The following is a 24,282-nucleotide window of genomic DNA, read 5'->3' as shown; positions in this document are numbered from 1 at the left end:
AGTCGTTCGATTAAAAAGTAACCTGCGATTCTTACAGTGAAGAAAAATCGAAGGATTGATACTGATCTGCGCCAATGCCGGCAAAGCTCAACATGGCCGGTATTTGCTGGGCAAAGCCCTGGTAACCGTGGTCGCCACCGGCCTGGATGCGTAAAGCACAGGCCCGGTAATACTGCTGGGCGAGGCGATAGTCCAGGGTTTCATCCCCGGTTTGCAACCATACCTGGTAACGCGAGGCGTCCTGCGGAGCCGGCACTTCCAGTTCGGCCAGGGCCTCGACGTGGTCGTGGGTCAGTTCCCAGGTTTCATCGGTGTAGAGGTTCTTCTGGGTGCCCAGGTAACCGTCAAACATCCGATGCGGGCTGACCGCCGGGTTGACCAGCAGCGCCTTGAGGCCATGGCGTTCGGCAAGATGGGTTGCATAGTAGCCGCCGAGTGAGCTACCTACCAGCAGTGGCCGCCCCAGTTGCTCAATGGCTTCCTCCAATTGAGGAATCGCCTGACGCGGATGGTGATGCAGGGCCGGCACGCGTAATTGGTCGGCCAGGCCGAGGCTGTCCATCACGGTGCTCAACTGGCTGGCCTTGTTGGACGCAGGCGCGCTGTTGAAACCGTGGATATACAAGATCGAAGCAGACATGCCGGGCTCTCCGTGCGTCAGCCAAAGAGGCGCAGTTTACAGGGATCGCAGGGGTGTGTGAGGCCCTCTATCTAAAGGACACAGAAGATCCACTGTGGGAGCTGGCTTGCCTGCGATGGCGGTGTATCAGTCACACATTGGTTAACCGGCATACCGCAATCGCAGGCAAGCCAGCTCCCACATTTTGATCTGTGTTTGCAGCGTTTAATAGCCGTTGCTGCCGTAATCGATGGTGAACGCAAAGCCTTTGACCCGCTCTACCCCGGTCTCTAACCGTCCGTCGGCATGCAGGCGCAGCCACCGGTAACCCGGCGCTTGCTCGCTGACCTTGAAATCCTCGCTGCCCGGCGCGAACTGGATACAGGTAGACGGCGACGCCAGCAGGCGCACGCCGTTGCGGTCGCGGTCGATCTCCTGGTGCACATGGCCCCAGAGCACGGCCTTGACCTGCGGGAAGCGGTCGAGCACGGCAAACAAGGCCTCGGGGTTACGCAGCCCGATCGGCTCCATCCACGCAGACCCGATGGGCACTGGGTGATGGTGAAAGCACACCAGATGGTGCTGGCCCGGCGCTTCGCTCAAGGCTTGGGCAAGCAATTGCAGTTGCTGGTCTTGCAGGTAGCCCGGCACCGAGCCGGGCACGGCGGAGTCGAGCAGGGTGACGCGCCAGTTACCGATGTCGACCACCGGCTCCAGCAGATCACTGTGCACAGCGGCATGCGCCATGATCTGCGGCTCATCGTGGTTACCGGGGATCCAGCGCGCCGGGGCGTCGATCTGCCGGGTCAGGTCGCGAAACTGTTGATAGGACTCAAGCGTGCCGTCCTGGGACAAGTCCCCCGTGGCCAGCACTAAATCGATGTGCGGCTGCTGCTCGCGCACCAACTCGATCACCCGCTGCAGGCTTTCGCGGGTGTTCATACCCAGCAGCGTGCCATCGGCCTCGGCAAACAGGTGGCTGTCGGACAATTGCACCAGCAGCGCCGGCGCATCAGGGTTCACGGTGGATACGCGGGACAAGGCGCTCTCCCAAGACAATCACAGGAAATGGACGTTTGGCGCGATTATGCTGGGGCAGGACACAAAGAGGAAACCCAAGGAAGCAGATGCAGTTCACATCTACCGCACGACTTCGAACTCATGACCTAAGGCCAGGCAGTGGCTCAACCATTCACCGAGGAACACATTGAGCTGTGCTTTCTCATCGGGCTGGTGCATGAACACGTTCGGGTAAGGATAGATGCTGCGAAAGCGTCGCGCATGTTCGGCGCTGATCACTTCGGCCATGCGCGCATCGTGGTAAACCTGCACTTCCAGTTGCGGCACCGGCAGCCACGGTAGACTGTGCTCCTGGCGCACGCGCAAGGTGGTGGTGTACGGGCAGTTGACGATGACCTCCAAGTTCAGCACGCCGAGCATCTGGTCGCCGTGGGTCACCGCAATGCGCCGCGCCTCGGGCGTGTGGCGCATGTCGGGGAGCAAGCGCATCAGCCGCGCATAGTTGGCCTCGCAGGCGGCTTGCAACCCGATCAGGTCGACTCGATAACGTTCCCGTGCCTTTACTGCCATAACCCCCTCACTTCCGCGCGATTAAGCGCAAGCCATTGCAGGGCGATAATGCTGGCTGCGTTGGAAATTTTGCCGTCACGCACCGCCTGCAGGGCATCTTCGAACGCCCAGGTGGTGACGCGGATATCTTCTGCCTCTTCTTCCAGTCCATGGACGCCACCCGCCCCGGCGCTGTCGCAGCGGCCCAGGTACAAGTGCACGAATTCAGTACTGCCACCGGGCGACGGGAAATATTTAGTGATCGGCCACAGCGCGGAGAATGTCAGCCCAGCTTCCTCCTCGGCTTCGCGGTGCGCAACCTCCTCCGGCTCTTCATCCTTGTCGATCAGGCCAGCGACCATTTCAATCAACCAAGGGTTGTCGGTACGGCCCATAGCGCCGACACGGAATTGCTCGATCAGCACCACTTCATCGCGCTGCGGATCATAAGGCAGCACGCACACTGCGTCATGACGAACGAAGACTTCGCGATTGATCACCCGGCTCATGCCGCCATCGAATTTTTCGTGGCGCAGCTGCACGCGATCGAGCTTGTAGAAGCCCTTGTAGGCATTGTCGCGCTGAACAATCTCGATGGTGTTCGGCGTCGATTTGGCAATGTCCGTCATATTCTTCCTCGTTAAGGCCGTGCAATTGGCGCCATCCTAACGCGCCCATGCCGGTTGGTGCAGCCCCTTTGCAGTTGCCGAGATAGACGGCGAGCGTCAAACTCACTCTAATCAGCTTAGTGGCGAACTGACGGCTTTGTTCGCAGTCGAAGCGCTACTCTTTTTCGCTTTCCATCGATTTCCGAAGGACGCACATGTCGCTTTTAAAAATCGCCTCCATGGCCTGTATTGCCTTGACCCTGGGTGCTTGCCAGAGCCTGTTCCAGCCAAGCTACCTCAAGCCGCTGGACACCCAACAAGATGCCTCTGAGCAGATCAAGCCTGGCTGCGGCAGCCCCGACTGCCCGTTAGTGAACATTGATACCGTGCACTTCCCCAGCGAGCCGCAGCTCGACAGCCTGGTGGAACAACGCCTGCTGCAGATGACCCGAACCACCCCCGGCGCCAGCGTGCCGCCGACCCTGAACGCTTACCGGGACACGTTCCTGCGCGAGTCTGCCGACCGCCACAGCATGTACTTGCAGGCCAAGGTACGTGAGCAGCATGACGGACTGGTGATCATTGAAGTCTCCAGCTACCTCGACACGGGTGTCGCCCAAGGCCAGCCCGGCCGTGGTTTCATCAACTACTCACGCGTGCTGCACAAAGAGCTAAGCCTGAACGACATGCTGTTGCCGGGCCAGGAGCAAGCGTTCTGGAACGCCGCCAAAGTCGCCCACAACAGCTGGCTGATCAACTCGCAGATGGACCGTGACCCGGCGTTCGTGAAGAACTGGCCGTTCCAGAAAACCCCGAACATCGCCCTGACCAGCAGCGGCGTGGTGCTCAAGTACAACGTGTCGACCATTGCGCCTTACGCATTGGGGCTGATCGAAATGACCATCCCCTATGCGCGCCTCACCGGCGTACTCAAGCCTGAACTGGCGCCCGCGCGCCACTGAAGGCCCGGCCCAAGATCAGTTGCAACAGCCCTGCCAGCACCAGCGCCGGCAGGGTTGCGCCGATGTCCGGATACAGGTTTGCCAGCACGTGATACGTAGCGATGCCGCCCAGCCAGGCCACCAGCGCTGGCCTTTGCAGGTGGGCGACCGCGCTCTGGCCACGGCGGCGCAGGATAAAGTGATCCACCAGCACCACGCCGAACAACGGCGCAAACACTGAGCCAATCAGCAGGAGGAAGTTCTGGTACTGCGCCAACGGTGCAAAGCAGGCGATCAGGGTGCAAATCACACCGATGGCCAGCGCCAGGTGCTCGACCTTCCAACGCAGCAAAATCCCGCTGGACACCGCCGCCGAGTGAATATCGGCAAAGGCATTTTCCGACTCGTCCAACAGGATCAGCAACAGCGGAATGCCCAGGCCCGCACCCGCCAGCGCCAGCAACAACGCATTCACCTCGCCACTTGGCGCAAACGCCAGCGTGTAAGCCACGCCCAGGCTCATCAGCCAGAAATTGCCGATAAAGAAGCCAAGGGCGGTGCCGCCGAAGACATTTTTGGCGCGCTTGCCGAAGCGCGAGTAGTCGGCGATCAGCGGCAACCACGACAGCGGCATGGCGATGGCGATATCAAACCCCACCGCAAACGGCATCGAGCCGTCACCGGCCGTGGCCCACAGTGCAGCCAGGTCGGCCTTGGCGAACAGGTTCCAGGTCAGCCACAGGCAGGCGGCCAGCAACAGCCATATGCCCCATTTGCGCAGGATCTGGCGCACAAACGTCAGCGGGCCACTGACGGCGAGCAGCGTCGCCAAGCCGCCGAAAAACAGCGTCCACAGTAAAGGGCTGGCCAATAGGCTGCCTTCGCTGAAGGCTCGTGTGCCCAACACGCTGGCGGCATCGCGCATCACGATGATTTCGAACGAGCCCCAACCGATCAGTTGCAGCAAGTTCAGCAGCGCCGGCAGGCTGGCGCCCTTGGCACCGAGGCTAAGCTTGAGCGCGGCCATGGCCGACAGGCCGGTGTCGCTGCCAATCACGCCGACGGCGGCCAGCAACAGCACACCGACCAGGGTGCCGAGGAAAATCGCCAGCAACGAACCGGACAAGCCCAGGCCCGGTGCAAGCAAGGCGCCGGTTTGCAGGACCATCAGGCCGATGCCGAGGGAAAACCACAGGGAAAACAGGTCGCGGGCGCCGAACACGCGTTTGTCGCTCGGCACCGCTATATCAGGAGAGTAGGTACTCGGTTGAATGCTCAAGGGTGTTATCTCTGAGGGGCATGATCGTTCCCACGCTCTGCGTGGGAATGCCGCTATGGACGCTCTGCGTCCGCCTTTGTGACGCGGAGCGTCACTGGATGCATTCCCACGCAGAGCGTGAGAACGATCGTGGGTGTCAGACCTTCTTGTACAACTGACTCCCTTCCTGCTTGAACCGCTGCGCCTGCTCGGCCAAGCCCTTGGCCACGTCCACATCCACCGCTTCAATACGCTGGTTGGCCGCGTACTCACGCACTTCCTGGGTGATTTTCATCGAGCAGAATTTCGGCCCACACATCGAGCAGAAATGCGCGACCTTGGCCGAGTCCTTCGGCAAGGTTTCATCGTGGTACGACCGCGCCGTGTCTGGGTCCAGGCCGAGATTGAACTGGTCTTCCCAGCGGAACTCGAAGCGCGCCTTGCTCAAGGCGTCATCGCGAATCTGCGCACCCGGGTGCCCCTTGGCCAAGTCGGCCGCATGTGCGGCGATCTTGTAGGTGATGATCCCGGTCTTCACGTCATCCTTGTTCGGCAAGCCCAGGTGTTCCTTAGGCGTGACGTAGCAGAGCATGGCGCAACCGAACCAGCCGATCATCGCCGCGCCGATGCCCGAGGTGATGTGGTCGTAGCCCGGCGCAATGTCGGTGGTCAACGGGCCGAGGGTGTAGAACGGCGCCTCGTCGCAGCATTCCAACTGCTTGTCCATGTTCTCCTTGATCAGTTGCATCGGCACGTGGCCGGGGCCTTCGATCATGGTTTGCACGTCGTGCTTCCAGGCGATCTTGGTCAGTTCGCCCAGAGTTTCCAGCTCACCGAATTGCGCGGCGTCGTTGGCGTCGGCAATCGAGCCAGGGCGCAGGCCGTCGCCGAGGGAGAAGCTAACGTCATAGGCCTTCATGATTTCGCAGATTTCTTCGAAATGCGTGTAGGCAAAGTTCTCTTTGTGGTGCGCCAGGCACCACTTGGCCATGATCGAACCGCCACGGGACACGATGCCAGTGACGCGTTTGGCGGTCAGCGGCACGTAGCGCAGCAACACGCCGGCGTGGATGGTGAAGTAGTCAACGCCCTGCTCGGCCTGTTCGATCAGGGTGTCGCGGAACAACTCCCAGGTCAGGTCTTCGGCGGCGCCGCCGACTTTTTCCAGGGCCTGGTAGATCGGCACAGTACCGATCGGCACTGGCGAGTTGCGGATGATCCACTCGCGGGTTTCGTGGATGTGCTTGCCGGTGGACAAGTCCATGATGTTGTCCGAACCCCAGCGAATCCCCCAGGTCATTTTCGCCACTTCTTCTTCAATGGACGAACCCAGGGCGCTGTTGCCGATGTTGCCGTTGATCTTCACCAGGAAGTTACGGCCAATGATCATCGGTTCCAATTCGGTGTGGTTGATGTTGGCCGGGATGATTGCGCGGCCACGGGCGATTTCTTCGCGTACAAATTCGGGCGTGATAATTTTCGGCACGCTGGCGCCGAAGCTGTGGCCAGGGTGTTGCTGCTCAAGCAGGCCGTTGGCGCGAGCTTCTTCAAGCTTCATGTTTTCGCGGATGGCGACGAATTCCATCTCCGGCGTGATGATGCCTTTGCGCGCGTAGTGCATCTGGCTGACGTTGGCGCCGGCCTTGGCTCGGCGAGGGTTTTGCAAGTGGGCAAAACGCAGCGACGCCAGCTCCGGATCGTTGAGGCGCTCCCGACCGTAGTGGGAGCTCAGGCCTGCCAGGCGCTCGGTGTCACCGCGCTCCTCAATCCATGGCGAACGGATATCGGCCAAGCCTTTGCGCACATCAATGATGACGTTCGGGTCGGTATAAGGGCCGGAGGTATCGTAGACCACCACGGGGGCGTTGATTTCGCCACCGAGATCGGTGGGTGTCACGTCAAGACTGATTTCCCGCATCGGTACGCGGATGTCTGGCCGAGTGCCTTGCACATAGATTTTTTGCGAGCGGGTAAACGGCTGCACGGAACCGGAATCGACCTTGGCCGACTCACTCAAGTGCACGGTGTTTTTCAGTTTTGTACTTTTTATTTCTGTGCTCATCACGGGCTCTCCAACTATCCAGGTGGTGGATTTTTGTCGGAGCGAACCTGTGACGGATGGACGCACTGAAACCAGTGCTGTGCTTGACGCACAAGAGCTGTTCGATTGTCGAACAACATCCCGGACGAAGCACAAGAGGACTCGCCGGGTGACGAGAAATCTTGTTCCCTACGCAGGCGCTAACCTGATCAGGTTCAACGGGATCCGGTATTTACCGATCTCAGCCTTCCAACAAGGCACCCCGACAAGAACGCGGCCAGTCTAGACCATGGCGTGGGCAAATTGCCAATAGCGGTGCATTCAGCGTGATGAATGGCGTGATTGCGGGATTGTTGCGCCGGGTCAGCGCCACTACACTCGGGCACTGCCACAATGCTTGACGCCAGGAATGGCCAGCCTTAGCCTTGGGCGCTAAATTATCGCCGTAATATTCACACTAGGGATCGCCTCATGCTGCGCAAACTCTCACTGGCTCTTGCCGTGTCTTGTGCGACCAATGGAATGGTCTGGGCAGCTGAAGCGCCCTTGTCCGCCAACACCGATTTGGTCAGCGTCTACCAAGAAGCGGTGAACAACAACGCCGACCTGGCCGCCGCCCGCGCCCAATATGGCGCGCAAAAAGAAGTGGTGCCCCAGGCCCGCGCCGGCTTGCTGCCGAACTTGTCGGCCGGCGCCGACAGCAACAACGTGCGCACCCAGATCAACCAACCGGCGGCCACCGCCAACCGTGACGCCCACTCCTGGCGTGCGACCTTGAGCCAGCCGCTGTTCCGCGCCGACCGCTGGTTCCAGCTGCAAGCCGCCGAAGCCGTCAACGAACAAGCCTCGCTGCAACTGTCGGCTACCGAACAGAACCTGATCCTGCAAAGCGCCGAGAACTACTTCGCCGTGCTGCGCGCCCAGGACAACCTGGCCTCGACCAAGGCCGAAGAAAACGCCTTCAAGCGCCAGCTCGACCAGTCCAACGAACGCTTTGACGTGGGCCTGTCGGACAAGACCGACGTGCTGCAATCCCAGGCCAGCTACGACACCGCGCGCGCCAACCGCATCGTCGCCCAGCGCCAGGTGGACGACGCCTTCGAAGCGCTGATCACCCTGACCAACCGAGAGTACAACGCCATCCAGGGCATCGTGCACACGCTGCCGGTGCTGCCGCCGGCGCCGAATGACGCCAAGGCCTGGGTCGAAACCGCCGGCCGCCAGAACCTCAACCTGCTGGCCAGCAACTACGCGGTCACCGCCGCCGAAGAAACCCTGCGCCAGCGTAAGGCCGGCCATTTGCCGACCCTCGACGCCGTGGCGCAATACGAAAAGGGTGACAACGACGCGCTGGGTTTCAGCAACCCCAACCAACTGCCGATCCCTTACGGCGGTGATGTATCGCAACGCACCATCGGCCTGCGCCTGAACATCCCGATCTACAGCGGCGGCCTCACCAGCTCGCAAGTGCGCGAATCCTATTCGCGCCTCGATCAGAGCGAGCAGCAACGCGAAGGCCTGCGCCGCCAAGTGGTGGAAAACACCCGCAACCTGCACCGCGCGGTGAACACCGATGTGGAACAGGTACAGGCACGCCGCCAGTCAATCATCTCGAACCAGAGCGCGGTGGAAGCCACGGAGATCGGTTATCAGGTGGGCACGCGCAACATCGTCGACGTGCTGGACTCGCAGCGCCAGCTCTACTCGTCGGTGCGCAACTACAACAACAGCCGCTACGACTACATCCTCGACAACCTGCGCTTGAAGCAGGCCGCGGGCACGTTGAACCCTGGGGATTTGCAGGACCTGTCGCGTTACCTCAAGGCTGATTACAACCCGGACAAGGACTTCCTGCCGCCTGACCTGGCCAAAGCGGCCGCCGAGCAGCTAAAGGCCCGCCCCGGCTACTAAGCACAGCGCAAAACCAATGTGGGAGCTGGCTTGGCTGCGATGCAGGCACCGCGGTGTATCAGTTACACCTGGGTGATGCTATCGCAGGCAAGCCAGCTCCCACATTTGGATCAGGTTGGGTCAGTGATTGATCAGCCTGTCCAAGCCATCCAGCAAGCGCTTGAGCGCGCCCTGGTTGGCCTGCATCACCGCAAGCCCCGCCTCTGCCATCTTGCGCGCATCCTGCGGCAGCTCGAACAGTTGCCGCACGGCCTCGGCCAAACCGTCTGCATCATCCACCTCACGCAACGCCCCCGCCTCGCGCATCATCGCGCTGATTTCGAGGAAGTTGAACAGGTGCGGCCCCATGATCACAGGCTTGGCCAGCGCTGCTGGCTCCAGCGGGTTGTGCCCGCCGGTGGGCACCAGGCTGCCGCCGACAAAGGCGCTGTCGGCCAGGGCGTAGAGAAACAGCAGCTCGCCCATGGTGTCGCCGAGCAGCACCGAGGTGTGCGCGGTCACGGGCTCACCACTGGAGCGGCGCACCGTGGCAAATCCTTGGTGCGCGCATAATTCAAACATCGGGCCGAAACGTTCCTGATGGCGCGGCACCAGAATCAATAGCGCATTGGGATAGCTGTCGAGCAGCTGGCGATGGGCAGCCAGCACCACGTCGTCTTCGCCTTGATGGGTGCTGGCCGCGATCCACACCGGGCGCTCGCTGGCGCCCCATTGCTCACGCAACGCGGCGGCGCGCACCGCAAGCTCGGGGTCGATGGTCAGGTCGAACTTGATCGAACCGGTGACTTCGACGGTTTCCGGACGCGCGCCCAGGCTCAGGAAACGCTGGGCTTCGGTGTGCGTCTGTACCGCGAACAGGCTCATTTCAGACAGCATGGGCGCGGTGAGTTTGGCGAACCGCGCATAGCCTTTGGCCGAACGCGCCGACAACCGCGCGTTGGCCAGCGCCACCGGAATGCCGCGCTGGGCGCAAGCGTGGATGTGGTTAGGCCACAGCTCGGTTTCCATGATCACCGCCAGCTTGGGTTGCACGCGATCGAGAAAACGCTTGGCGGCGCAGGGCAAATCGTACGGCAAGTAGCAGTGCTGAATGCGCGGCTCATTGGCGAACAGCGCCTGGATGCGCTCGGACCCGGTGGGCGTCATGCAGGTGACGGTAATCGGCAACGTCGGATGGCGCGCCAGCAGCCCGCGAATCATCGGCGCGGCGGCGATGCTTTCGCCCACCGACACGGCATGCACCCAGATGCCACCGGGCTGCATGACCGGCAGGCCGTAGGAAAAGCGTTCGCCGATGCGTTTGGCATAGGCCGGCGCCTTGCGCGCACGCAGCCACAAACGTAAAGCCACCAGCGGCAGCGCCAAGTAAAACAGACAGCTGTAGAGAGTTCTATTCATGGCGGCGGAGTTTATCGGCTTTTTCAGTCGATCGCCTGCAAGCACTCGGCAAATCGTTCGGCCAGGAAGCGCGCAGCGGGGCCCAGGTGTTCGTCACGGCGCCAGACCAGCTCCACGACTAGCGCAGGCGGCGTCCATTCGCTGTCCAGTTCAACCATTTGTTGTTGATAAGTGGGGTACTGCACGATATGCCGCGGCAGCCAGGCCCAGCCCAGGCCACTCATCAGCCATTCGGCCAACACGTAGAAACTGTCGGCGCGCCATACCAGCGGGCTGGCGGCTTCGCTGCCGGGGTAGACACTGGTCTGGGTCGACATCAGCAACTGGCGGAACTGCGCCAAGTGCTGGCACGTCACGTACTTCTCCTTGGCCAGCGGGTGATTCACGCCGCACACCGTGACCATTTCCACACTGCCCACCACACGCCGCTCAAGGGCTTCGGGGATTTGGTCGTGATAGAACAGCAAGCCCAGGTCAGCCTTACGCTCCACCAACTTGCGCGCCACATCGCCCTGAGCGGCGCTGGACAGCTGCACTTCCAGCAGCGGATATCGCCCGGCCAGTGCCTCAAGGCTGTCGAGCACCGGTTGGAACAGCATGGCTTCGTCCTGGGCCAGACGCAGGCAGGCTTCCTCGCCGCGCGTCAGCGACAACGCGCGGCCATTGAGCCGCTCACACTGGCGCAACACTTCGCGGGCTTCTTCCAACAACACACTGCCGGCTTCGGTCAGGCGCGGCTGGCGGCCACTGCTACGGTCGAACAGGCTCAGCCCAAGGTCGGCCTCGAGCAGGGCAATGCCATTGCTCACCGCCGATTGCGCCTTGCGCTGGTCGCGTGCCACCGCCGAAAATGAACGCTGTTCGGCGACACTGACAAACAGGCGCATCTGTTCCAGGTTCCACTGCACGCTCATGGCTCAACCCATCTTTAAATCGGATAGGTAATGACTTTACCCCATCTTTCCAAGCGTTAGAATGCCGACCTTATCAAGCACGCATCGCACCGAGGATTACCCCATGAATGTCGCTTACCTCTATTTGGCCATTGCCATTTGCTCGGAAGTGGTCGCGACCGTTTCCATGAAAGCCGTCAAGGGCTTGAACACGCCGATCCCATTGCTGCTGATGATTGTGGGGTATGCCATAGCGTTCTGGATGCTCACCCTAGTGGTGCGCACGGTGCCGGTGGGCATCGCCTACGCGGTCTGGGCAGGACTGGGGATTGTGATGGTCAGTGTCGCCGCGCTGTTTATCTACGGCCAGAAGCTGGATATCCCGGCGATGCTGGGGATGGGCCTGATTGTGCTGGGCGTGGTGGTGATTCAGCTGTTCTCGAAAACCGCCGGGCACTGATCACCGCTCAACAGCCTGTATACTGCGCCTCTTGTCTTGAACACTGAGGTCGCCCATGCCATCCGTTATGTCCACCGACGTTCTGATTGTCGGCGCCGGGGTTGCCGGCCTCTGGCTCAATGCGCGCCTGCGCAGCCAGGGGTTTTCCACGGTGTTGGTGGAAAGCGCCACCTTGGGTGGCGGGCAAAGCGTGAAGTCCCAAGGGATTATTCACGGCGGTGCGAAATACGCCCTGCACGGCGCCCTCACCGGCGCCTCCGAAGCGATTGCCGACATGCCGCGCCGCTGGCGCGAAGCCCTGGCCGGTAACGGCGAGTTGGACCTGTCCGGCGTGCGCCTGCTGTCCGAGGCCCACTACCTGTGGTCGCCCGGCACACTCGCCGGCAACCTCACCAGCTTCTTCGCCAGCAAAGCCGTGCGTGGCCGTGTCGACCAAGTCAAAGGCGATGAGTTGCCGCTGGCCCTGCAAGACCGCCGCTTCAAGGGCAAGGTCTATCGCCTGGCGGAGTTGGTCGTGGATGTGCCCAGCCTGATCGAACGCCTGGCGCAATTGGCCGGTGACGGTTTGCTCGCCGGGCAGCACATCGAACCGCTGCTGGAAGGCGACACCTTGGTCGGCTTGAAGGTGGATGGCCGCGAGATCCGCGCCCAGCGCATCGTATTGAGCGCCGGTGGCGGCACGGCTGATCTGCTGAGTGCACTGGGCCTCAGCCAGCCAGCCATGCAAAAGCGCCCGCTGCATATGATCATCGCCAAAGGCCCGGGCCTCAAACCGCTGTACGCGCACTGCCTGGGCGGCGGCACCAAGCCGCGCCTCACCATCACCACCCACCCGGCCGCCGATGGCAACTGGGTGTGGTACATGGGCGGCGACATCGCTGAAGCCGATGGCGTGGCACGCACACCTGAAGAACAGATCGCCACTGCGCAAAAAGAGCTGGCGCACTTGCTGCCGTGGATCGACATGAGCCAAACCCAGTGGGCAACCCTGCGCGTCGACCGTGCCGAGCCGCTGCAATCAGGCCTGTCCCGCCCCGACAACGCCTTCCTCGCCGAGCAGGGCCGCCTGTTGGTGGGTTGGCCGACCAAACTGGCGCTGGCGCCGGACTTCGCTGACCGCGTGCTCAGCGCCCTGGAACGCGACGGCATCCGCCCACGTGCTACCGAAGCCCTGCCCGAACTGCCAAAACCGGCTCTGGGCCAACCTGCCTGGGAGCAACTGTTGCCATGAGCCTGCCTACCCTGCACGACCTGCATCGCCCGCTGGGCAGCACCGGCTTGCTGGTGTCGCCACTGGGCCTGGGCACCGTGAAGCTGGGCCGCGATCAAGGGGTGAAATACCCCAGCGGCTTCCAGATTCCGGATGACGATGAAGCACGAATGTTGCTGCGCCAGGCCCGCCAGTTGGGCATCAACCTGATCGACACCGCACCGGCTTATGGCCGCAGCGAAGAACGCCTGGGGCCGCTGCTACGCGGCCAACGCAAGGACTGGGTGATCGTCAGCAAGGTCGGCGAAGAGTTTGCCGATGGCGTGTCCCATCACGATTTCAGTGCCGCCCATACCCGCATGTCGATCGAGCGCAGCTTGAAACGACTTGAAACTGATTTTATCGACCTGGTGCTGGTGCACTCCGACGGCAACGATTTGCATATCCTCAACGATTGCGAGGTGTACCAGACCCTGGCGGAGCTGAAAAAAGAGGGCAAGATTCGCGGTTTCGGCTTCTCCGGTAAAACCGTCGAAGGCGGCGTGAAGGCTCTGGAACAAGGCGATTGCGCCATGGTCACCTACAATCTGAACTCACGGTGCGAGAAAGCCGTCATTGATTATGCAGCCGCACACGGCAAGGGCATTTTGGTGAAAAAGGCCCTGGCCAGCGGCCACGTGTGCCTGGAGCCAGGAATGGATCCAGTTCAAGCCAGTTTCATCTTGTTGTTTGCGCAAACGGGCGTCGCCAGTGCTATTGTCGGGACCATTAATCCGCTGCACCTGGCCCATAACGTGGCGACCGCTGCCAAGGTCATTCGTCAACTCTGATGCCGCCCACGCGGCCGACCCCGTCGCAAGAAGGAGCCGACATGCCGCGCACGCTCATTAGAAAAAACCCCAGCAACTTTAAAACACTGCCGCTGCACGTCGAAGCCACCCCCGAAGGCCTGAGTTACCAGAGCGTGGGCATGCCGCTCAACTTTGCCCAGACCCTGCAACGGCGCAAGCCGGTGGAGGTGGCAGACCCCGAGCGTTTCGCCCTGGAACTGGCGAACCTCGGCGTGTCGGTGCGCCTGACCCTGCATTGGCAAAACAAGGATTACTGGGTGCTGGTGCGCCAACGCCGCCAGGACCGTGGCGATGTGGTGCTCAAGCTGATCTCCGGCTACGTCCCTGCCCATGAGCTGAACCTGCCGCTGCACACCGCCATCCAGGAAATTGCCGAAGAATGCTTGCTGGAAACGCCAGAAGGCTGGCTGGGCGGGCGCTTTAACGACACGTGGCTACCGGCGCCCTACTCCGCAGCCCTGCATTACCGCGAAGCCCTGCCATTTCGCCTGAGCCCGTTGTCGGGCGCCGCACGCCCGGTGCGCTGCGCGACCATGCAATTGATCGAACGCCCACGGGCTTATGTGCACCTGCCGACCGCGTCGCTGCAATTGATTTATGACTTGCGTCTTGAGGTGCCGAAGGAAGCCAAATCCCTCAGCCTGTTTCACGTGGATGAGCGGCTCGAAGGCGACCAGTTGGTGGCGCGCCTGAACCGTCAGCGCCCGGACCTGTACCTGATGCCGCTAAAAGACGGCCAGCCGTTGGCTGAGCTGTACACGGTGAAGAAAGACCAACTGTATCCGGCCAGTACCCGCGGCCTGTACCTGGCCGAAAGTTTTGCCCAACAGGAAGGCTGGTTAGTGCGCGATGAGCGGATTCGTTGGAAGGATTGGCTGAGGCAGCAAGGGCTGGCTGAGCCTGAGAAGGAGTCGAAGCTCAAGCGCCTGACTGGCAAGGCGCGGCTGATGTTGCGCAAGATTGTGCCGAAGAAAAAAGCCAAGGGCTGATACCCGTCGATCGTTCCCACGCTCTGCGTGGGAACGCCGCCCCGGACGCTCCGCGTCCTGATGTCAGCGCTTGTGCAATGTGACGCCGAGCGTCACAGGATGCATTCCCACGCAGAGCGTGGGAATGATCTGGTGCTCAGCCGTTGAGCAACCGCTCCAGCCCAACCTTCAACGGAGTAGGCTCAGGCAACTTGAAACTCGCCAGCAGCCGCTGATTGTTCGCCCGCGAATGCCGGATATCCCCCGAGCGCGCCGGCCCGTAAGTGATCGCGGGCAACTGACCCACCACCTCTTCCAGCGCCTGCAACACCTGCTTAAGCGTGGTGGTACGGTTCCAGCCGACGTTGATCGCACCCAGCGGTGCTTCAGGTGCCTCAATGGCCTGCACCAGCACATCCACCAAGTCTTCCACGTACATGAAGTCTCGGGTCTGCTCGCCATCGCCAAACACGGCAATCGGCACACCCTGCTGCACGCGCTCACTGAAGATACTGATCACCCCGGAATACGGCGATGACGGATCCTGGCGTGGCCCGAAGATGTTGAAGAAGCGGAAAACCACCGGCTCCAGGCCATGCTGGCGGCGGTAGAAGTCAAAGTAGTGCTCACCGGCCAACTTGTCGGAGGCGTAGGGTGTCAGCGGCGCCTTGGTGGTCGCTTCGTCAATCGAATCGCCCTCGCCGTTGTTGCCATACACCGCCGCACTGGAGGCATACACTACCCGCTTGACCCCAGCCTTGCGCATGGCCTCGCAGACATTCAGGGTGCCGACGAAATTGCTTTGGTGAGTACTCACCGGGTCATCCACCGACGCCTGTACCGAGGCCACTGCCGCCAAGTGCACCACGGCGGTCACGCCAACGGCGGCTTGCGCCACCAGCTCGGCATTGGCCACGTTGCCTTCGATCAGTTGTACGCGCGGGTTGCCCAGCGGCAGATTGCTGCGCTTGCCGGTGGACAGGTCATCCAACACCCGCACGGCGTAGCCGCTGGCGAGCAAGGCATCAACCAGGTGCGAACCGATAAAGCCGGCACCGCCGGTGATCAGGACCCACTTATCAGCGTTACTCATTGTTGCGGATCTTCTCGACGATGGCCGTGGTCGAGCTGTTTTCAACCAGCCCCAGCACTTTGACCTTACCACCGTAGGCGCCGACGAGATCGGCACCCACGACCTGGTCGACGGCGTAGTCGCCGCCCTTGACCAGCACGTCCGGCTTGACCTGGGCCAGCAGGTTTTCCGGGGTGCCTTCAGAGAAGCTGATCACCCAGTCCACCGCGCCCAAACCTGCCAAGACTGCCATGCGTCGGTCGACACTGTTGATCGGGCGGCCCGGGCCTTTCAATCGGCTGACCGAAGCATCGTCATTGACCGCAACGATCAGGCGATCGCCTTGGGCGCGCGCCTGTTCCAGGTACGTCACATGACCGGCATGCAGGATGTCGAAACAGCCATTGGTGAACACAATGCTTTCGTTATGTGCGCGCGCATCGTCAATCGCCAGCAGCAACTGCTCGATAGTCAGCACTCCACGCTCGGAACCTTCGGAACGCTGGATAGCGCGGCGCAGCTCAGGTGCACTGATGGCCGCAGTACCCAGTTTGCCGACCACGATGCCCGCGGCCAGATTGGCCAGGGCCACGGCGTGGGGCAATTCCTCACCGGCAGCGATCGAGGCGGCCAGGGTGGAAATCACGGTGTCACCGGCGCCGGTGACGTCGAACACTTCACGGGCACGCGCCGGCAGGTGCATCGCCGGATGGCCCGGGCGCAACAGGGTCATGCCGTGCTCGCCACGGGTCACCAGCAAGGCGCCCAGGTCGAGGTCGGCCATCAACGTGGCGCCTTTGGTCACCAGTTCGTGCTCATCGGCGCAACCACCAACGATGGCTTCGAACTCACTGAGGTTTGGCGTGATCAGGCTGGCGCCCCGATAAATCGAGAAGTCCTTGCCCTTGGGATCAGCCAGTACCGGGATGTTGCGGGCCTTCGCGGCCTGGATCAGCATCTGGTGGTTCTTCAGGGCGCCTTTGCCGTAGTCGGACAAAACCAGCACCTTGATGCCTTCGAGCAAACTGTCGACCTGCTCGCTGAGGGCCAGGGCGTCGGTGGCGAAGGGTTCTTCAAAATCGATACGCAGCAATTGCTGGTGACGGCTCATGACCCGCAGCTTGACGATGGTCGGCTGATGGGCAATGCGCTGGAACAGCGCACGCACGCCGGCACCGCGCAGGCTGTTAGCCAGGCTGTCGGCGGCTTCGTCGTCGCCGGTCACACCCACCAAGGAGGCCGGGGCGCCGAGGGCGGCAATATTAAGGGCAACGTTGGCAGCGCCACCTGGACGGTCTTCGATTTGCTCGACCTTGACTACCGGTACCGGTGCCTCAGGGGAAATCCGTGAGGTACCGCCATGCCAGTAACGGTCGAGCATGACATCGCCGACCACCAAGACAGGGGCTTGATCGAATCGCGGCATGGACAACTTCATGGAGCAACCCACATACAAAATGAACAGGGGCGCGATATTAGCACAGGGTTACAGGAGGCTTGTGGAGGGCGTGACAGAAGATGTCGCGGCAGACACGGGAGTGAATCCGCTGATGAACACCTGTGGGAGCGGGCTTGCCCGCGATAGCGCTGAATCAGTCGAAACATTCGGTGACTGACACTCCGTTATCGCGGGCAAGCCCGTTCCCACAAAGGCCTTTAAGTAATATCGGCCGCTACGGGGGCATCCAGGCCCATGGCATGCAGGCGGGCGTAATAGCCGTTCTGCGCCAGCAGCTCGCCGTGGGTGCCGCGCTCGACAATTCGACCGTCGTCCATCACCAGGATCAAGTCGGCCTTCTCGATGGTGGACAGGCGATGCGCGATTACCAGGGTAGTGCGGCCCTGCATGACTTTGTCCAAGGCCGCCTGAATGTGCCGCTCGGATTCGGTGTCGAGGGCCGAGGTGGCCTCGTCGAGAATCAACAGCGGCGCGTTCTTCAGCAAGGCCCGGGCGATTGCCAGGCGCTGGCGCTGGCCACCGGAAAGCAGCACGCCGTTTTCACCGACCTGGGTGTCGAAGCCTTTTGGCAACTGGTCAATGAAGTCCTTGGCATAGGCATCCGCCGCCGCCGCTTCAACGTCCGCACGCGGCGCGCCGGCCAGGTCGCCGTAGGCGATGTTGTTGGTCACGGTGTCGCTGAACAAGGTCACATGCTGCGTTACCTGGGCAATGTGTTTGCGCAGGTTGAGCAGCTTGTAATCCTCAACCTCTACGCCGTCCAGCAGGATTTCGCCGCTTTCATGGTGGTAGAAGCGCGGGATCAGACTGGCGAGAGTCGACTTGCCGCTGCCGGAACGGCCCACCAGGGCGATCATCTGCCCAGGCTCAGCGGTAAAGCTGATGTCCTTGAGCACATGGCGTTCGGTGCCAGGGTAGGTGAAGTTCAGGTTGCGCACTTCCAGCCGGCCACTGACCTTGTCGCGCTCGAGGGTGCCGCCGTCGACTTCCTGCTCTTCGTCCAACTGCTCGAAAATGCTTTCAGCGCCGGCCACACCCTTCTGGATGGTCGAGCTGACTTCCGACAATTGGCGGATCGGCTTGGGCAGCAAGCCGGCCAAGGTGATGTAAGCCACCATGTCACCGGCCGAAGCGTCGCCGCGAAGGTAAAGCACCAGGAACATCAGCACCGCCATGGCAGTGTAGATCACCAGTTGCAGCAACGGGGTATAGATCGCCCCGGTGCGGGTCATGCGCAGTTGCTTGTCGGTGTTGCCTTGGCTGGCTTTGAGGAAGCGCTTCTCCTCGTAGACTTCACCGCCGAAGCTGCGCACCACGCGATAACCCTGGATGGTTTCCGAAGCCACGTGGGTCACGTCGCCCATGGCCACCTGGATCTTCTTGCTCTGCTTGCGGAATTTCTTACTGGCCGTGCTGACCATCACTGCAATCAACGGCAGGATAGCGATCATCACCAGCGTCAGGCGCCAATTCATGTACAGCAGCGAGGCAAACAGGAAGATCACCGTCATGCCTTCGCGGATCACCACCTTGATAGCATCGGTCGCCGCCCCCGTGACCATGGTCACGTTGAAGGTGATGCGCGAAATCAGGTGCCCGGAGTTGTGGTTGTCGAAGTAGCGGTTGGGCAGCGTCAGCAGGTTGTTGAACAACTGCACCCGCAGGTCGTGGACCAGGCCCAAAGAGACCTTGGCCAGCAAGTAGTTGCCCAGGAACGAACCCAGGCCCTGCCAGGCTGCGATCAGAATGATCAACAACGGCACGGCTTGCAGCAATTGCAGGTCACGCAGGAACGGTACGTTGGGGAACAGCACCGCTTCAGGGTTGGACAGACCGTCGACGAAGTACTTGAGGATGTACCCCAGCATGGGCTGGGTCGACGCGAAAATCAGAAATCCGACGATACTCAACGCGAACAAGCCAGCGTAGGGCTTAACGTACATGAGCAGGCGGAAGTATATTTTCAAGCTCGAAGGGCTTGCGCTCGGACTGGAGTCGGTCATATCACGCGGCGTTTTGAAAAAGGAGGCTGACTTTAGCACAGCTTCTCTGTTGTACTTGCACCCGGCATGACCCTCGGCCCGGTTGGATCCAACCGACGACATTATATAGCCACTACTTTAAGATGGTCGGCTTTCTCTATTCTGGAATGGCTTTTCTGTATGCACTCCAAGCGCCTTACTTATGGCTCAAATCGCGTTTTCGACTTCGTGGTCCTATGGATTTTGCCCATTGGCTTATTGTTGCTGCTGAGCTCGCTGTTCTACGTCACTAATCGCAATGTAATGCACCGGTTCTACTACGGTTTCTTCAGTGTCCCGACCTTGCTGCTGCTGTGCTTGCGCCCCCAGGAACTCAAAGAGTTGCTGCGTGAGCCCTTAGTGGTCGCCCTCCTGGCATTTTGCGCCTGGGCGCTGACCACCGTGCTGTGGAGCCCTGAACCTACCGGCGACTCCAACCTGTTCAAGGTACCGCTGCAAACGTTCATGTTGTTTGCTGGCTGCGGGTTGCTGCTGCATTACCGCAACGAGCTGTTCAAGCCGGTCTTCTTCAGTGCCGCGGTGATTGCACTGGTGGTGTGCCTGGGCAACCTGGTGGCGTTCGCCAAAGGTTTTGAGCCGGGCATGCGCATGATCGGCGGCCTGGGCGCCCTCGACAACCCGCTGCTCAGTTCGCACCTGTTCGGCTTTTTCTGCGTGTACTGGCTGTACGTCTGTGTAACCACCAAACGCTTGCACATGCTCTGGCTCAGCGTTCCCGCCCTGGCAATCATGACCCTGGCAGTGCTGGCGACAGGCTCCAGGACGCCGTTGGTTGCGCTGGTTCTGGCGGTGCTCTGGATGGGCTTGCTCAGCCGCAATCGTCGTTCGGTGCTGATGGTTGCAGGCCTGATAGCGGCGGCCGCCGCATTGCTGCTGTTTTACCCACAACTGATTACCGAACGCGGCAGCTCATTCCGCCTGGAGATCTGGCGCATCATTCTGGGCCGTATCGCTGATCATCCATGGATCGGCCACAGCTACGACTCCGAACTCTACGTGCAGCCTGCGAACTACGACGGGACACTTCGCGAGCCCCACAACTTTGCCTTGGGCGTGCTGTATTACGTCGGCATCATCGGCTTTATCCCATGGCTCTTCATGCTCGGCTGGGGCTTGTACAAAAGCCTCAAAGAGCGGGCGCAGCCACTGTTTATCCTGGCATCGTCACTGCTGGCCTACGGCATCGGCGCCGGCCTGACCGAAGGCGGTGGCATTCTGTCGCGGCCCAAGGAGCACTGGTTTTTGCTGTGGGTTCCACTGGCACTGATCGCCGGCCTGAGCATCGCCCAACGCCGCCGCAGCCTGCTGCGCATGCCAGTAGCAACGCCCAAGCCACAGGCCTTTGAAGCGTTGTGCAACGGTGCCCACGTCATCGAGGAGGATGGTCTGGGCCCGAAGGTGCTACGCCTGGAGGACGGCAGCTTCCTCAAACTGTTCAGGGCGCGCCGCTGGTACACCTCCGGCCGGTTTAATCCCTATTCGGAGCGCTTCGCCAGCAACAGCGAACAGCTGCAGCAATTGAGTATTGCTTCGCCGCCTATCCTCGACCTGTACAGCTTGCAAGATGGCAGCAGCGCCGTGCGTTATCGGCCGCTACCGGGCCTGACCCTGCGCCAGGCGCTGCAAAGCCTGGACGCCAGCCTGCGAGAGTCGCTGATCGAACGTTTTGGCCGGTTCATGGCACAGCTGCACGAACGCGGCGTGTACTTCCGCTCGCTGCACTTGGGCAATGTCCTGCTTCTGGAAGATGGTGAGTTCGGGCTGATCGACGTGGCCGACATGCGCATTTACCCGTCAGCACTGCGCAACACGCTGCGCCAGCGCAACCTGAAGCACATGCAGCGTTACCCGCAGGACCGCAGCTGGTTGTTCGAAACCCATTTTGAACAGTTGGCCAAGGGCTATGCGTCAGTAGCCTCGCCGCAAGCCACGGTAAAGCTGCGTGAGCAAGTGCTGACACTCGCGCGCCCCGGCGCCTAACAGCAAGCCTGTGCGCCCCAGGGCTGGGGCGCACAATGCGCTGTCAGTCTTTCTCCAGCGGGGAAAAATACAACCGGCTCAAGCCGCGCCAGGTTTTCTTATTCCAGGCCCGGAACGGGATCTGCGCCAGCAGCTCGCGCGCCAACTTACGATCACGGTTGGCGGTCTTGAGGAACATGGAGCTGAGGAACTTGTAACGCACCTCGTCATAGAGCGGGTGGTCGCTGAACAACGCGTAGGAACGCAAGATATTGTCGATCATGAATCGATGGTTCTTGTACGAGTTGGTGGCGTGCTTGCGATAGCGGGCCATGACCACGTTCAAGCCATCGATGAAGTACCCGGCGTGGGTAATTTTCAACTCGATCAACAAGTCTTCCAGACGAATCTTCGGATCAAACCCACCGACCTTCTCCAGCGCCTCGCGCCGGATCATCAGCGTGGGTGCGGGCGGGTACGGTTTGCGCTCCAGGAACATATCGTCGAAGTCCAGGCGCCGAAACGGCACGTCGCGACGCTGGCGCTTTTCAGGAAACAGCTCGCCCTGGGCGTCGATCAGTTCGATGTTACCCGCGCAGATCCCCACCTCCGGCTTGCCATCCATATAGGCCACTTGGGTCGCAATCCGCTCTGGCAACATGATGTCGTCGGAACCGAACGGCACAACCAACGGGCCTTGGGAGCGTGCAATCGCGCCATTGAGCGTGTTGGTCAGGCCTTGGTTCTGCTGGACGCGAAAGTCGAAGGTGTGGTGTTCCTGCAACCGACGAATACGCTCGACACTGTCGTCTGTCGACCCATCATCAATCACCAACAACTCGATGTTTGGATACGTCTGGTTCAGGGCACTGAGGATGCTTTGCTCGATGTACGGCGCATGGTTATAGGACGCGATGATCACCGTGACCAAGGGCTGACTCTGGTTCATACATTGTTCCTGCGGGCTTGAGCCAATCCTGAATCAATCAGTTCGAGGTATTGCTGACGGAACACTTCAATGTCGTGCTCCGCCTGGAGGTACTGGTAGGCCCGCTCGCCTTTTTGCACGAGCGTTTCATCGGGCAGCGCCAGGTAGGTATCCAGCGCCTGGGTCAGCTCGGGGACGTTGGCCGGCTCAACCGCCAGGCCGCCCGCCCCTTCAATCAGCGGCAGCATGGCCGGCACGCTTGACGCGATCACCGGCAGGCGCCCGCTCATGCCTTCCAGCAGCGCCAGGCCCAGGCCTTCGGCCAGGGAAGGCATCGCCCAGATATCAAAGGCGCGAACGTACTGCAGGGCATTTTCCTTGAAGCCCAACAAGTGCACACGCCCAGCCAAGCCAAGGCTCTGGATTTGCGCGGCGAGGTTGGACTCCTCACGCCCCGCGCCAATGATGGCGAGCTGCGCTGTGGGGTATTTGTCTTTGAGTGCGGCGAACGCCTGCAACAAATAGGTGTGCCCCTTGACCGGCACCAGGCGCCCCAAGGCGCCGATCAAACGCACCGAAGGGTCGATGCCCAGCAACTCACGCGCGCGTTCACGCGAATGCTGCAAGGCTTCGGCCTGCTCGATGTCGATGGCATTGGTGATGGCGTAGGTATTGCTATCTGTAAACCCGCAGTTGCAGTCCAACAGGTACTGCTTGACCGCCGGCGACACACCGACAAAACGCCAGTGCTCGTCGACCCAGCGCTGCGCCTGCTTGCGTCGGTACAGACGGTCATACTCGCCGAAGCCGTGGGAGATGCCGATACACAACGGGATCTTCAGCCAGCGGTTCAGCTGCAACATCATGTTGACCGGTTTGAAGCGGTTGCACACCACGACGTCAAACTTTTCCCTGCGGCAGAACTTATACAACTGCCACATGGCGCGCAGCCTCAAGCCCTTGAGTGACGCGTCGGAAAACTCGAAGTAGACGGAGGTCGCCGCGCGACTGACCGGCCCCCCAGGCTCCGGCCGGCCACGCAGGAACGCGGCGGTGACTTCATAGCGGTCCGCAGGCAATGCCTTGACGATCTGTTCGGCCAAGTCGGCAAAATCATGGGATTTAACATTGTAGTCAGGCTGCAATTGCAGGACCTTGAAAGGCCGACTCATAACTCTCCTCGATGGAAACCTGTGGCATCAACAACCCAGGATGACTCAGCGGCCAGTGCCTCGGTGTACTCAGCGCTTGGCGCGGGCACCAACGGCCACTGATTACGCTTCCAGCAGACAAAATGGAAATACGGAAATTCCCGGTCGCCATCTCTGTCGTTGGTCAAACGACCATTGTTCCAAAACCATTGGTGCGGGAAGCGATCAGTGCCGTCATGCCACTTGATCACACCACCCGGCGTACTGAACGCCTCGGTGAACTCACTGCGACGGCGCCACGGGTTGAGTTTGCCCACCAGATTGAACAACGGCTTGGGAAAATTCTTGCGCCACAGGAAAATACGGCTGAACGCGCCTTCGTCCAGCGCATGATGCTCCTGATCGGTGAAGCGCGCTTCCCAATCCTTGATCCGCATAAACACCTGGCGCTTTCTGGCGGTGTTACGCATCAGGCACAAATGGCCGGCAACCCGCCGTTCATGGGTTGAAAACAAGTCATAACCGGCCAGGCGGTCAGCCGTGAAATACCGGCGCAGGTCGCCATAGATCAGGTCCAGGTCGCCAAACGCCCAGAAATCGTACCCCTCTAGGCGATCGGCATGGATGTGCCCCAACGCAGGCTTGATGTCGCACAACTTGTAGGCGGCCTGCGGCGCAAAATTGATGTACAAACGCTGTGAAACCAACGCGCAGTAATCAGCAAAGCTGATGCTTTCAATCCTGACATTGTCCGGGACGTTGTCCGGTATCGGGCAGTCGCTGAACAACAGCCAGTCAATATCCGCATTGCGCCGGCAGCTTTCGAGAAAAAACGGCATCCAGAAAGGCCAATGGCCAAAGTATGGGATGAGGAAGAGGATGCGGGGGCACGGATTGATCACTGGGGACTCACTGTCAGTTTTACGGGAGCGCTCAGCGCTCCA

At 60.9% G+C, this 24,282-nt stretch carries 21 protein-coding genes and 1 riboswitch; of the genes, 7 read left to right on the top strand and 14 right to left on the bottom strand.

From position 1 onward, the window contains the following. Positions 1-31: 31 nt before the first annotated feature. The 4 genes from KZH41_RS03855 to KZH41_RS03840 form a co-directional block, all read right to left on the bottom strand. Complete coding sequence (locus KZH41_RS03855) at positions 32-640, bottom strand: YqiA/YcfP family alpha/beta fold hydrolase (protein WP_094950989.1); 609 nt, start codon at positions 638-640, stop codon at positions 32-34. A 204-nt stretch (positions 641-844) separates the two neighbouring features. Next, a complete protein-coding gene (cpdA, locus tag KZH41_RS03850; RefSeq protein ID WP_094953741.1) occupies positions 845-1,660 on the bottom strand; it encodes a 3',5'-cyclic-AMP phosphodiesterase in 816 nt (271 codons plus the stop codon). Positions 1,661-1,759: 99 nt separating this feature from the next. Then, positions 1,760-2,209 carry a DUF1249 domain-containing protein gene (locus tag KZH41_RS03845; RefSeq protein ID WP_094953740.1) on the bottom strand — a complete coding sequence of 150 codons (450 nt, stop codon included), beginning with the start codon at positions 2,207-2,209 and terminating at the stop codon, positions 1,760-1,762. After that, positions 2,200-2,817, bottom strand: a complete 618-nt coding sequence (locus KZH41_RS03840) for an NUDIX domain-containing protein (protein WP_094953739.1) — start codon at positions 2,815-2,817, stop codon at positions 2,200-2,202. Before KZH41_RS03840 ends, KZH41_RS03845 begins: the two co-directional genes overlap by 10 nt. Before the next feature lie 194 nt (positions 2,818-3,011). Here KZH41_RS03840 and KZH41_RS03835 point away from each other — a divergent pair, with 194 nt between their 5' ends. Continuing rightward, positions 3,012-3,758, top strand: a complete 747-nt coding sequence (locus tag KZH41_RS03835; protein ID WP_094953738.1) for an RsiV family protein — start codon at positions 3,012-3,014, stop codon at positions 3,756-3,758. Here KZH41_RS03835 and cytX read toward each other — a convergent pair. Together cytX and thiC are read right to left on the bottom strand one after the other, a co-directional pair. Next, positions 3,727-5,016 carry a putative hydroxymethylpyrimidine transporter CytX gene (gene cytX / locus KZH41_RS03830; protein ID WP_094953737.1) on the bottom strand — a complete coding sequence of 430 codons (1,290 nt, stop codon included), beginning with the start codon at positions 5,014-5,016 and terminating at the stop codon, positions 3,727-3,729. The genes KZH41_RS03835 and cytX overlap by 32 nt on opposite strands. A gap of 136 nt (positions 5,017-5,152) precedes the next feature. Beyond that, positions 5,153-7,057, bottom strand: a complete 1,905-nt coding sequence (gene thiC, locus KZH41_RS03825; protein WP_094953736.1) for a phosphomethylpyrimidine synthase ThiC — start codon at positions 7,055-7,057, stop codon at positions 5,153-5,155. 148 nt (positions 7,058-7,205) lie between these two features. Further along, positions 7,206-7,311: riboswitch (TPP riboswitch) on the bottom strand. A 196-nt stretch (positions 7,312-7,507) separates the two neighbouring features. Here thiC and KZH41_RS03820 point away from each other — a divergent pair. Next, positions 7,508-8,947, top strand: coding sequence for a TolC family outer membrane protein (locus KZH41_RS03820; RefSeq protein ID WP_094953735.1), 1,440 nt, complete (start codon positions 7,508-7,510; stop codon positions 8,945-8,947). Positions 8,948-9,067: 120 nt separating this feature from the next. Here the strand turns inward: KZH41_RS03820 and waaA are convergent, their stop codons facing one another. Together waaA and KZH41_RS03810 are read right to left on the bottom strand one after the other, a co-directional pair. Next, positions 9,068-10,345 carry a lipid IV(A) 3-deoxy-D-manno-octulosonic acid transferase gene (gene waaA / locus KZH41_RS03815; RefSeq protein WP_263274412.1) on the bottom strand — a complete coding sequence of 426 codons (1,278 nt, stop codon included), beginning with the start codon at positions 10,343-10,345 and terminating at the stop codon, positions 9,068-9,070. Positions 10,346-10,368: 23 nt separating this feature from the next. Then, positions 10,369-11,259, bottom strand: coding sequence for a LysR family transcriptional regulator (locus KZH41_RS03810; protein WP_094952883.1), 891 nt, complete (start codon positions 11,257-11,259; stop codon positions 10,369-10,371). Positions 11,260-11,362: 103 nt separating this feature from the next. On the opposite strand from KZH41_RS03810, the gene KZH41_RS03805 reads away from it, so the two are divergent. Genes KZH41_RS03805 through KZH41_RS03790 form a run of 4 tightly spaced genes read left to right on the top strand, consistent with a single transcriptional unit; the run spans position 11,363 to position 14,748 of the window. After that, entirely contained in the window at positions 11,363-11,698 is a 336-nt protein-coding gene (locus tag KZH41_RS03805) for a DMT family transporter (protein ID WP_094952884.1), read from the top strand. A gap of 55 nt (positions 11,699-11,753) precedes the next feature. Further along, complete coding sequence (locus KZH41_RS03800; protein ID WP_094952885.1) at positions 11,754-12,929, top strand: NAD(P)/FAD-dependent oxidoreductase; 1,176 nt, start codon at positions 11,754-11,756, stop codon at positions 12,927-12,929. After that, positions 12,926-13,738, top strand: a complete 813-nt coding sequence (locus tag KZH41_RS03795) for an aldo/keto reductase (protein ID WP_263274411.1) — start codon at positions 12,926-12,928, stop codon at positions 13,736-13,738. Before KZH41_RS03800 ends, KZH41_RS03795 begins: the two co-directional genes overlap by 4 nt. 41 nt (positions 13,739-13,779) lie before the next feature. Further along, a complete protein-coding gene (locus KZH41_RS03790) occupies positions 13,780-14,748 on the top strand; it encodes a metal ABC transporter ATPase (protein ID WP_094952887.1) in 969 nt (322 codons plus the stop codon). A gap of 136 nt (positions 14,749-14,884) precedes the next feature. On the opposite strand, the gene KZH41_RS03785 is transcribed toward KZH41_RS03790, so the two are convergent. The 3 genes from KZH41_RS03785 to msbA form a co-directional block, all read right to left on the bottom strand. Next, on the bottom strand, positions 14,885-15,820 hold the full coding sequence (locus KZH41_RS03785) for an NAD-dependent epimerase/dehydratase family protein (RefSeq protein ID WP_094952888.1): 936 nt from the start codon (positions 15,818-15,820) through the stop codon (positions 14,885-14,887). Beyond that, positions 15,813-17,237 carry a bifunctional D-glycero-beta-D-manno-heptose-7-phosphate kinase/D-glycero-beta-D-manno-heptose 1-phosphate adenylyltransferase HldE gene (gene hldE / locus KZH41_RS03780; RefSeq protein WP_263274410.1) on the bottom strand — a complete coding sequence of 475 codons (1,425 nt, stop codon included), beginning with the start codon at positions 17,235-17,237 and terminating at the stop codon, positions 15,813-15,815. The genes KZH41_RS03785 and hldE overlap by 8 nt, the downstream gene beginning before the upstream one ends. A gap of 218 nt (positions 17,238-17,455) precedes the next feature. Beyond that, positions 17,456-19,261 (bottom strand): lipid A export permease/ATP-binding protein MsbA, encoded by a 1,806-nt coding sequence (gene msbA / locus KZH41_RS03775; protein ID WP_094952891.1) that lies wholly within the window; start codon positions 19,259-19,261, stop codon positions 17,456-17,458. A gap of 159 nt (positions 19,262-19,420) precedes the next feature. Here msbA and KZH41_RS03770 point away from each other — a divergent pair, with 159 nt between their 5' ends. Then, positions 19,421-21,280: an O-antigen ligase family protein gene (locus KZH41_RS03770; protein ID WP_094952892.1), complete on the top strand. Its 1,860-nt coding sequence runs from the start codon at positions 19,421-19,423 to the stop codon at positions 21,278-21,280. Positions 21,281-21,323: 43 nt separating this feature from the next. On the opposite strand, the gene KZH41_RS03765 is transcribed toward KZH41_RS03770, so the two are convergent. Genes KZH41_RS03765 through KZH41_RS03755 form a run of 3 tightly spaced genes read right to left on the bottom strand, consistent with a single transcriptional unit; the run spans position 21,324 to position 24,240 of the window. Continuing rightward, positions 21,324-22,208, bottom strand: a complete 885-nt coding sequence (locus KZH41_RS03765) for a glycosyltransferase (RefSeq protein ID WP_094952893.1) — start codon at positions 22,206-22,208, stop codon at positions 21,324-21,326. After that, on the bottom strand, positions 22,205-23,359 hold the full coding sequence (locus KZH41_RS03760) for a glycosyltransferase (RefSeq protein ID WP_263274409.1): 1,155 nt from the start codon (positions 23,357-23,359) through the stop codon (positions 22,205-22,207). Before KZH41_RS03760 ends, KZH41_RS03765 begins: the two co-directional genes overlap by 4 nt. Then, positions 23,356-24,240: a DUF6625 family protein gene (locus KZH41_RS03755; protein WP_094952895.1), complete on the bottom strand. Its 885-nt coding sequence runs from the start codon at positions 24,238-24,240 to the stop codon at positions 23,356-23,358. Before KZH41_RS03755 ends, KZH41_RS03760 begins: the two co-directional genes overlap by 4 nt. Positions 24,241-24,282: the final 42 nt, after the last annotated feature.

It is taken from the genome of Pseudomonas sp. YeP6b, from assembly GCF_025642995.1.
GTDB lineage: Bacteria > Pseudomonadota > Gammaproteobacteria > Pseudomonadales > Pseudomonadaceae > Aquipseudomonas.
The sequence above is the reverse complement of the archived record's forward strand: the minus strand, read 5'-3'. Positions and strand labels throughout refer to the sequence as shown.

Excerpts from the sequence above, each read along its gene's own strand:
- waaA (WP_263274412.1), bottom strand. The coding sequence starts at position 10,345 with ATGAATAGAACTCTCTACAGCTGTCTGTTTTACTTGGCGCTGCCGCTG.
- KZH41_RS03770 (WP_094952892.1), top strand. The coding sequence starts at position 19,421 with ATGCACTCCAAGCGCCTTACTTATGGCTCAAATCGCGTTTTCGACTTC.
- KZH41_RS03785 (WP_094952888.1), bottom strand. The coding sequence starts at position 15,820 with ATGAGTAACGCTGATAAGTGGGTCCTGATCACCGGCGGTGCCGGCTTT.
- KZH41_RS03760 (WP_263274409.1), bottom strand. The coding sequence starts at position 23,359 with ATGAGTCGGCCTTTCAAGGTCCTGCAATTGCAGCCTGACTACAATGTT.
- KZH41_RS03790 (WP_094952887.1), top strand. The coding sequence starts at position 13,780 with ATGCCGCGCACGCTCATTAGAAAAAACCCCAGCAACTTTAAAACACTG.
- msbA (WP_094952891.1), bottom strand. The coding sequence starts at position 19,261 with ATGACCGACTCCAGTCCGAGCGCAAGCCCTTCGAGCTTGAAAATATAC.
- KZH41_RS03820 (WP_094953735.1), top strand. The coding sequence starts at position 7,508 with ATGCTGCGCAAACTCTCACTGGCTCTTGCCGTGTCTTGTGCGACCAAT.
- KZH41_RS03805 (WP_094952884.1), top strand. The coding sequence starts at position 11,363 with ATGAATGTCGCTTACCTCTATTTGGCCATTGCCATTTGCTCGGAAGTG.
- thiC (WP_094953736.1), bottom strand. The coding sequence starts at position 7,057 with ATGAGCACAGAAATAAAAAGTACAAAACTGAAAAACACCGTGCACTTG.
- KZH41_RS03840 (WP_094953739.1), bottom strand. The coding sequence starts at position 2,817 with ATGACGGACATTGCCAAATCGACGCCGAACACCATCGAGATTGTTCAG.
- KZH41_RS03810 (WP_094952883.1), bottom strand. The coding sequence starts at position 11,259 with ATGAGCGTGCAGTGGAACCTGGAACAGATGCGCCTGTTTGTCAGTGTC.
- KZH41_RS03800 (WP_094952885.1), top strand. The coding sequence starts at position 11,754 with ATGCCATCCGTTATGTCCACCGACGTTCTGATTGTCGGCGCCGGGGTT.
- hldE (WP_263274410.1), bottom strand. The coding sequence starts at position 17,237 with ATGAAGTTGTCCATGCCGCGATTCGATCAAGCCCCTGTCTTGGTGGTC.
- KZH41_RS03795 (WP_263274411.1), top strand. The coding sequence starts at position 12,926 with ATGAGCCTGCCTACCCTGCACGACCTGCATCGCCCGCTGGGCAGCACC.
- KZH41_RS03835 (WP_094953738.1), top strand. The coding sequence starts at position 3,012 with ATGTCGCTTTTAAAAATCGCCTCCATGGCCTGTATTGCCTTGACCCTG.
- KZH41_RS03765 (WP_094952893.1), bottom strand. The coding sequence starts at position 22,208 with ATGAACCAGAGTCAGCCCTTGGTCACGGTGATCATCGCGTCCTATAAC.
- KZH41_RS03855 (WP_094950989.1), bottom strand. The coding sequence starts at position 640 with ATGTCTGCTTCGATCTTGTATATCCACGGTTTCAACAGCGCGCCTGCG.
- KZH41_RS03845 (WP_094953740.1), bottom strand. The coding sequence starts at position 2,209 with ATGGCAGTAAAGGCACGGGAACGTTATCGAGTCGACCTGATCGGGTTG.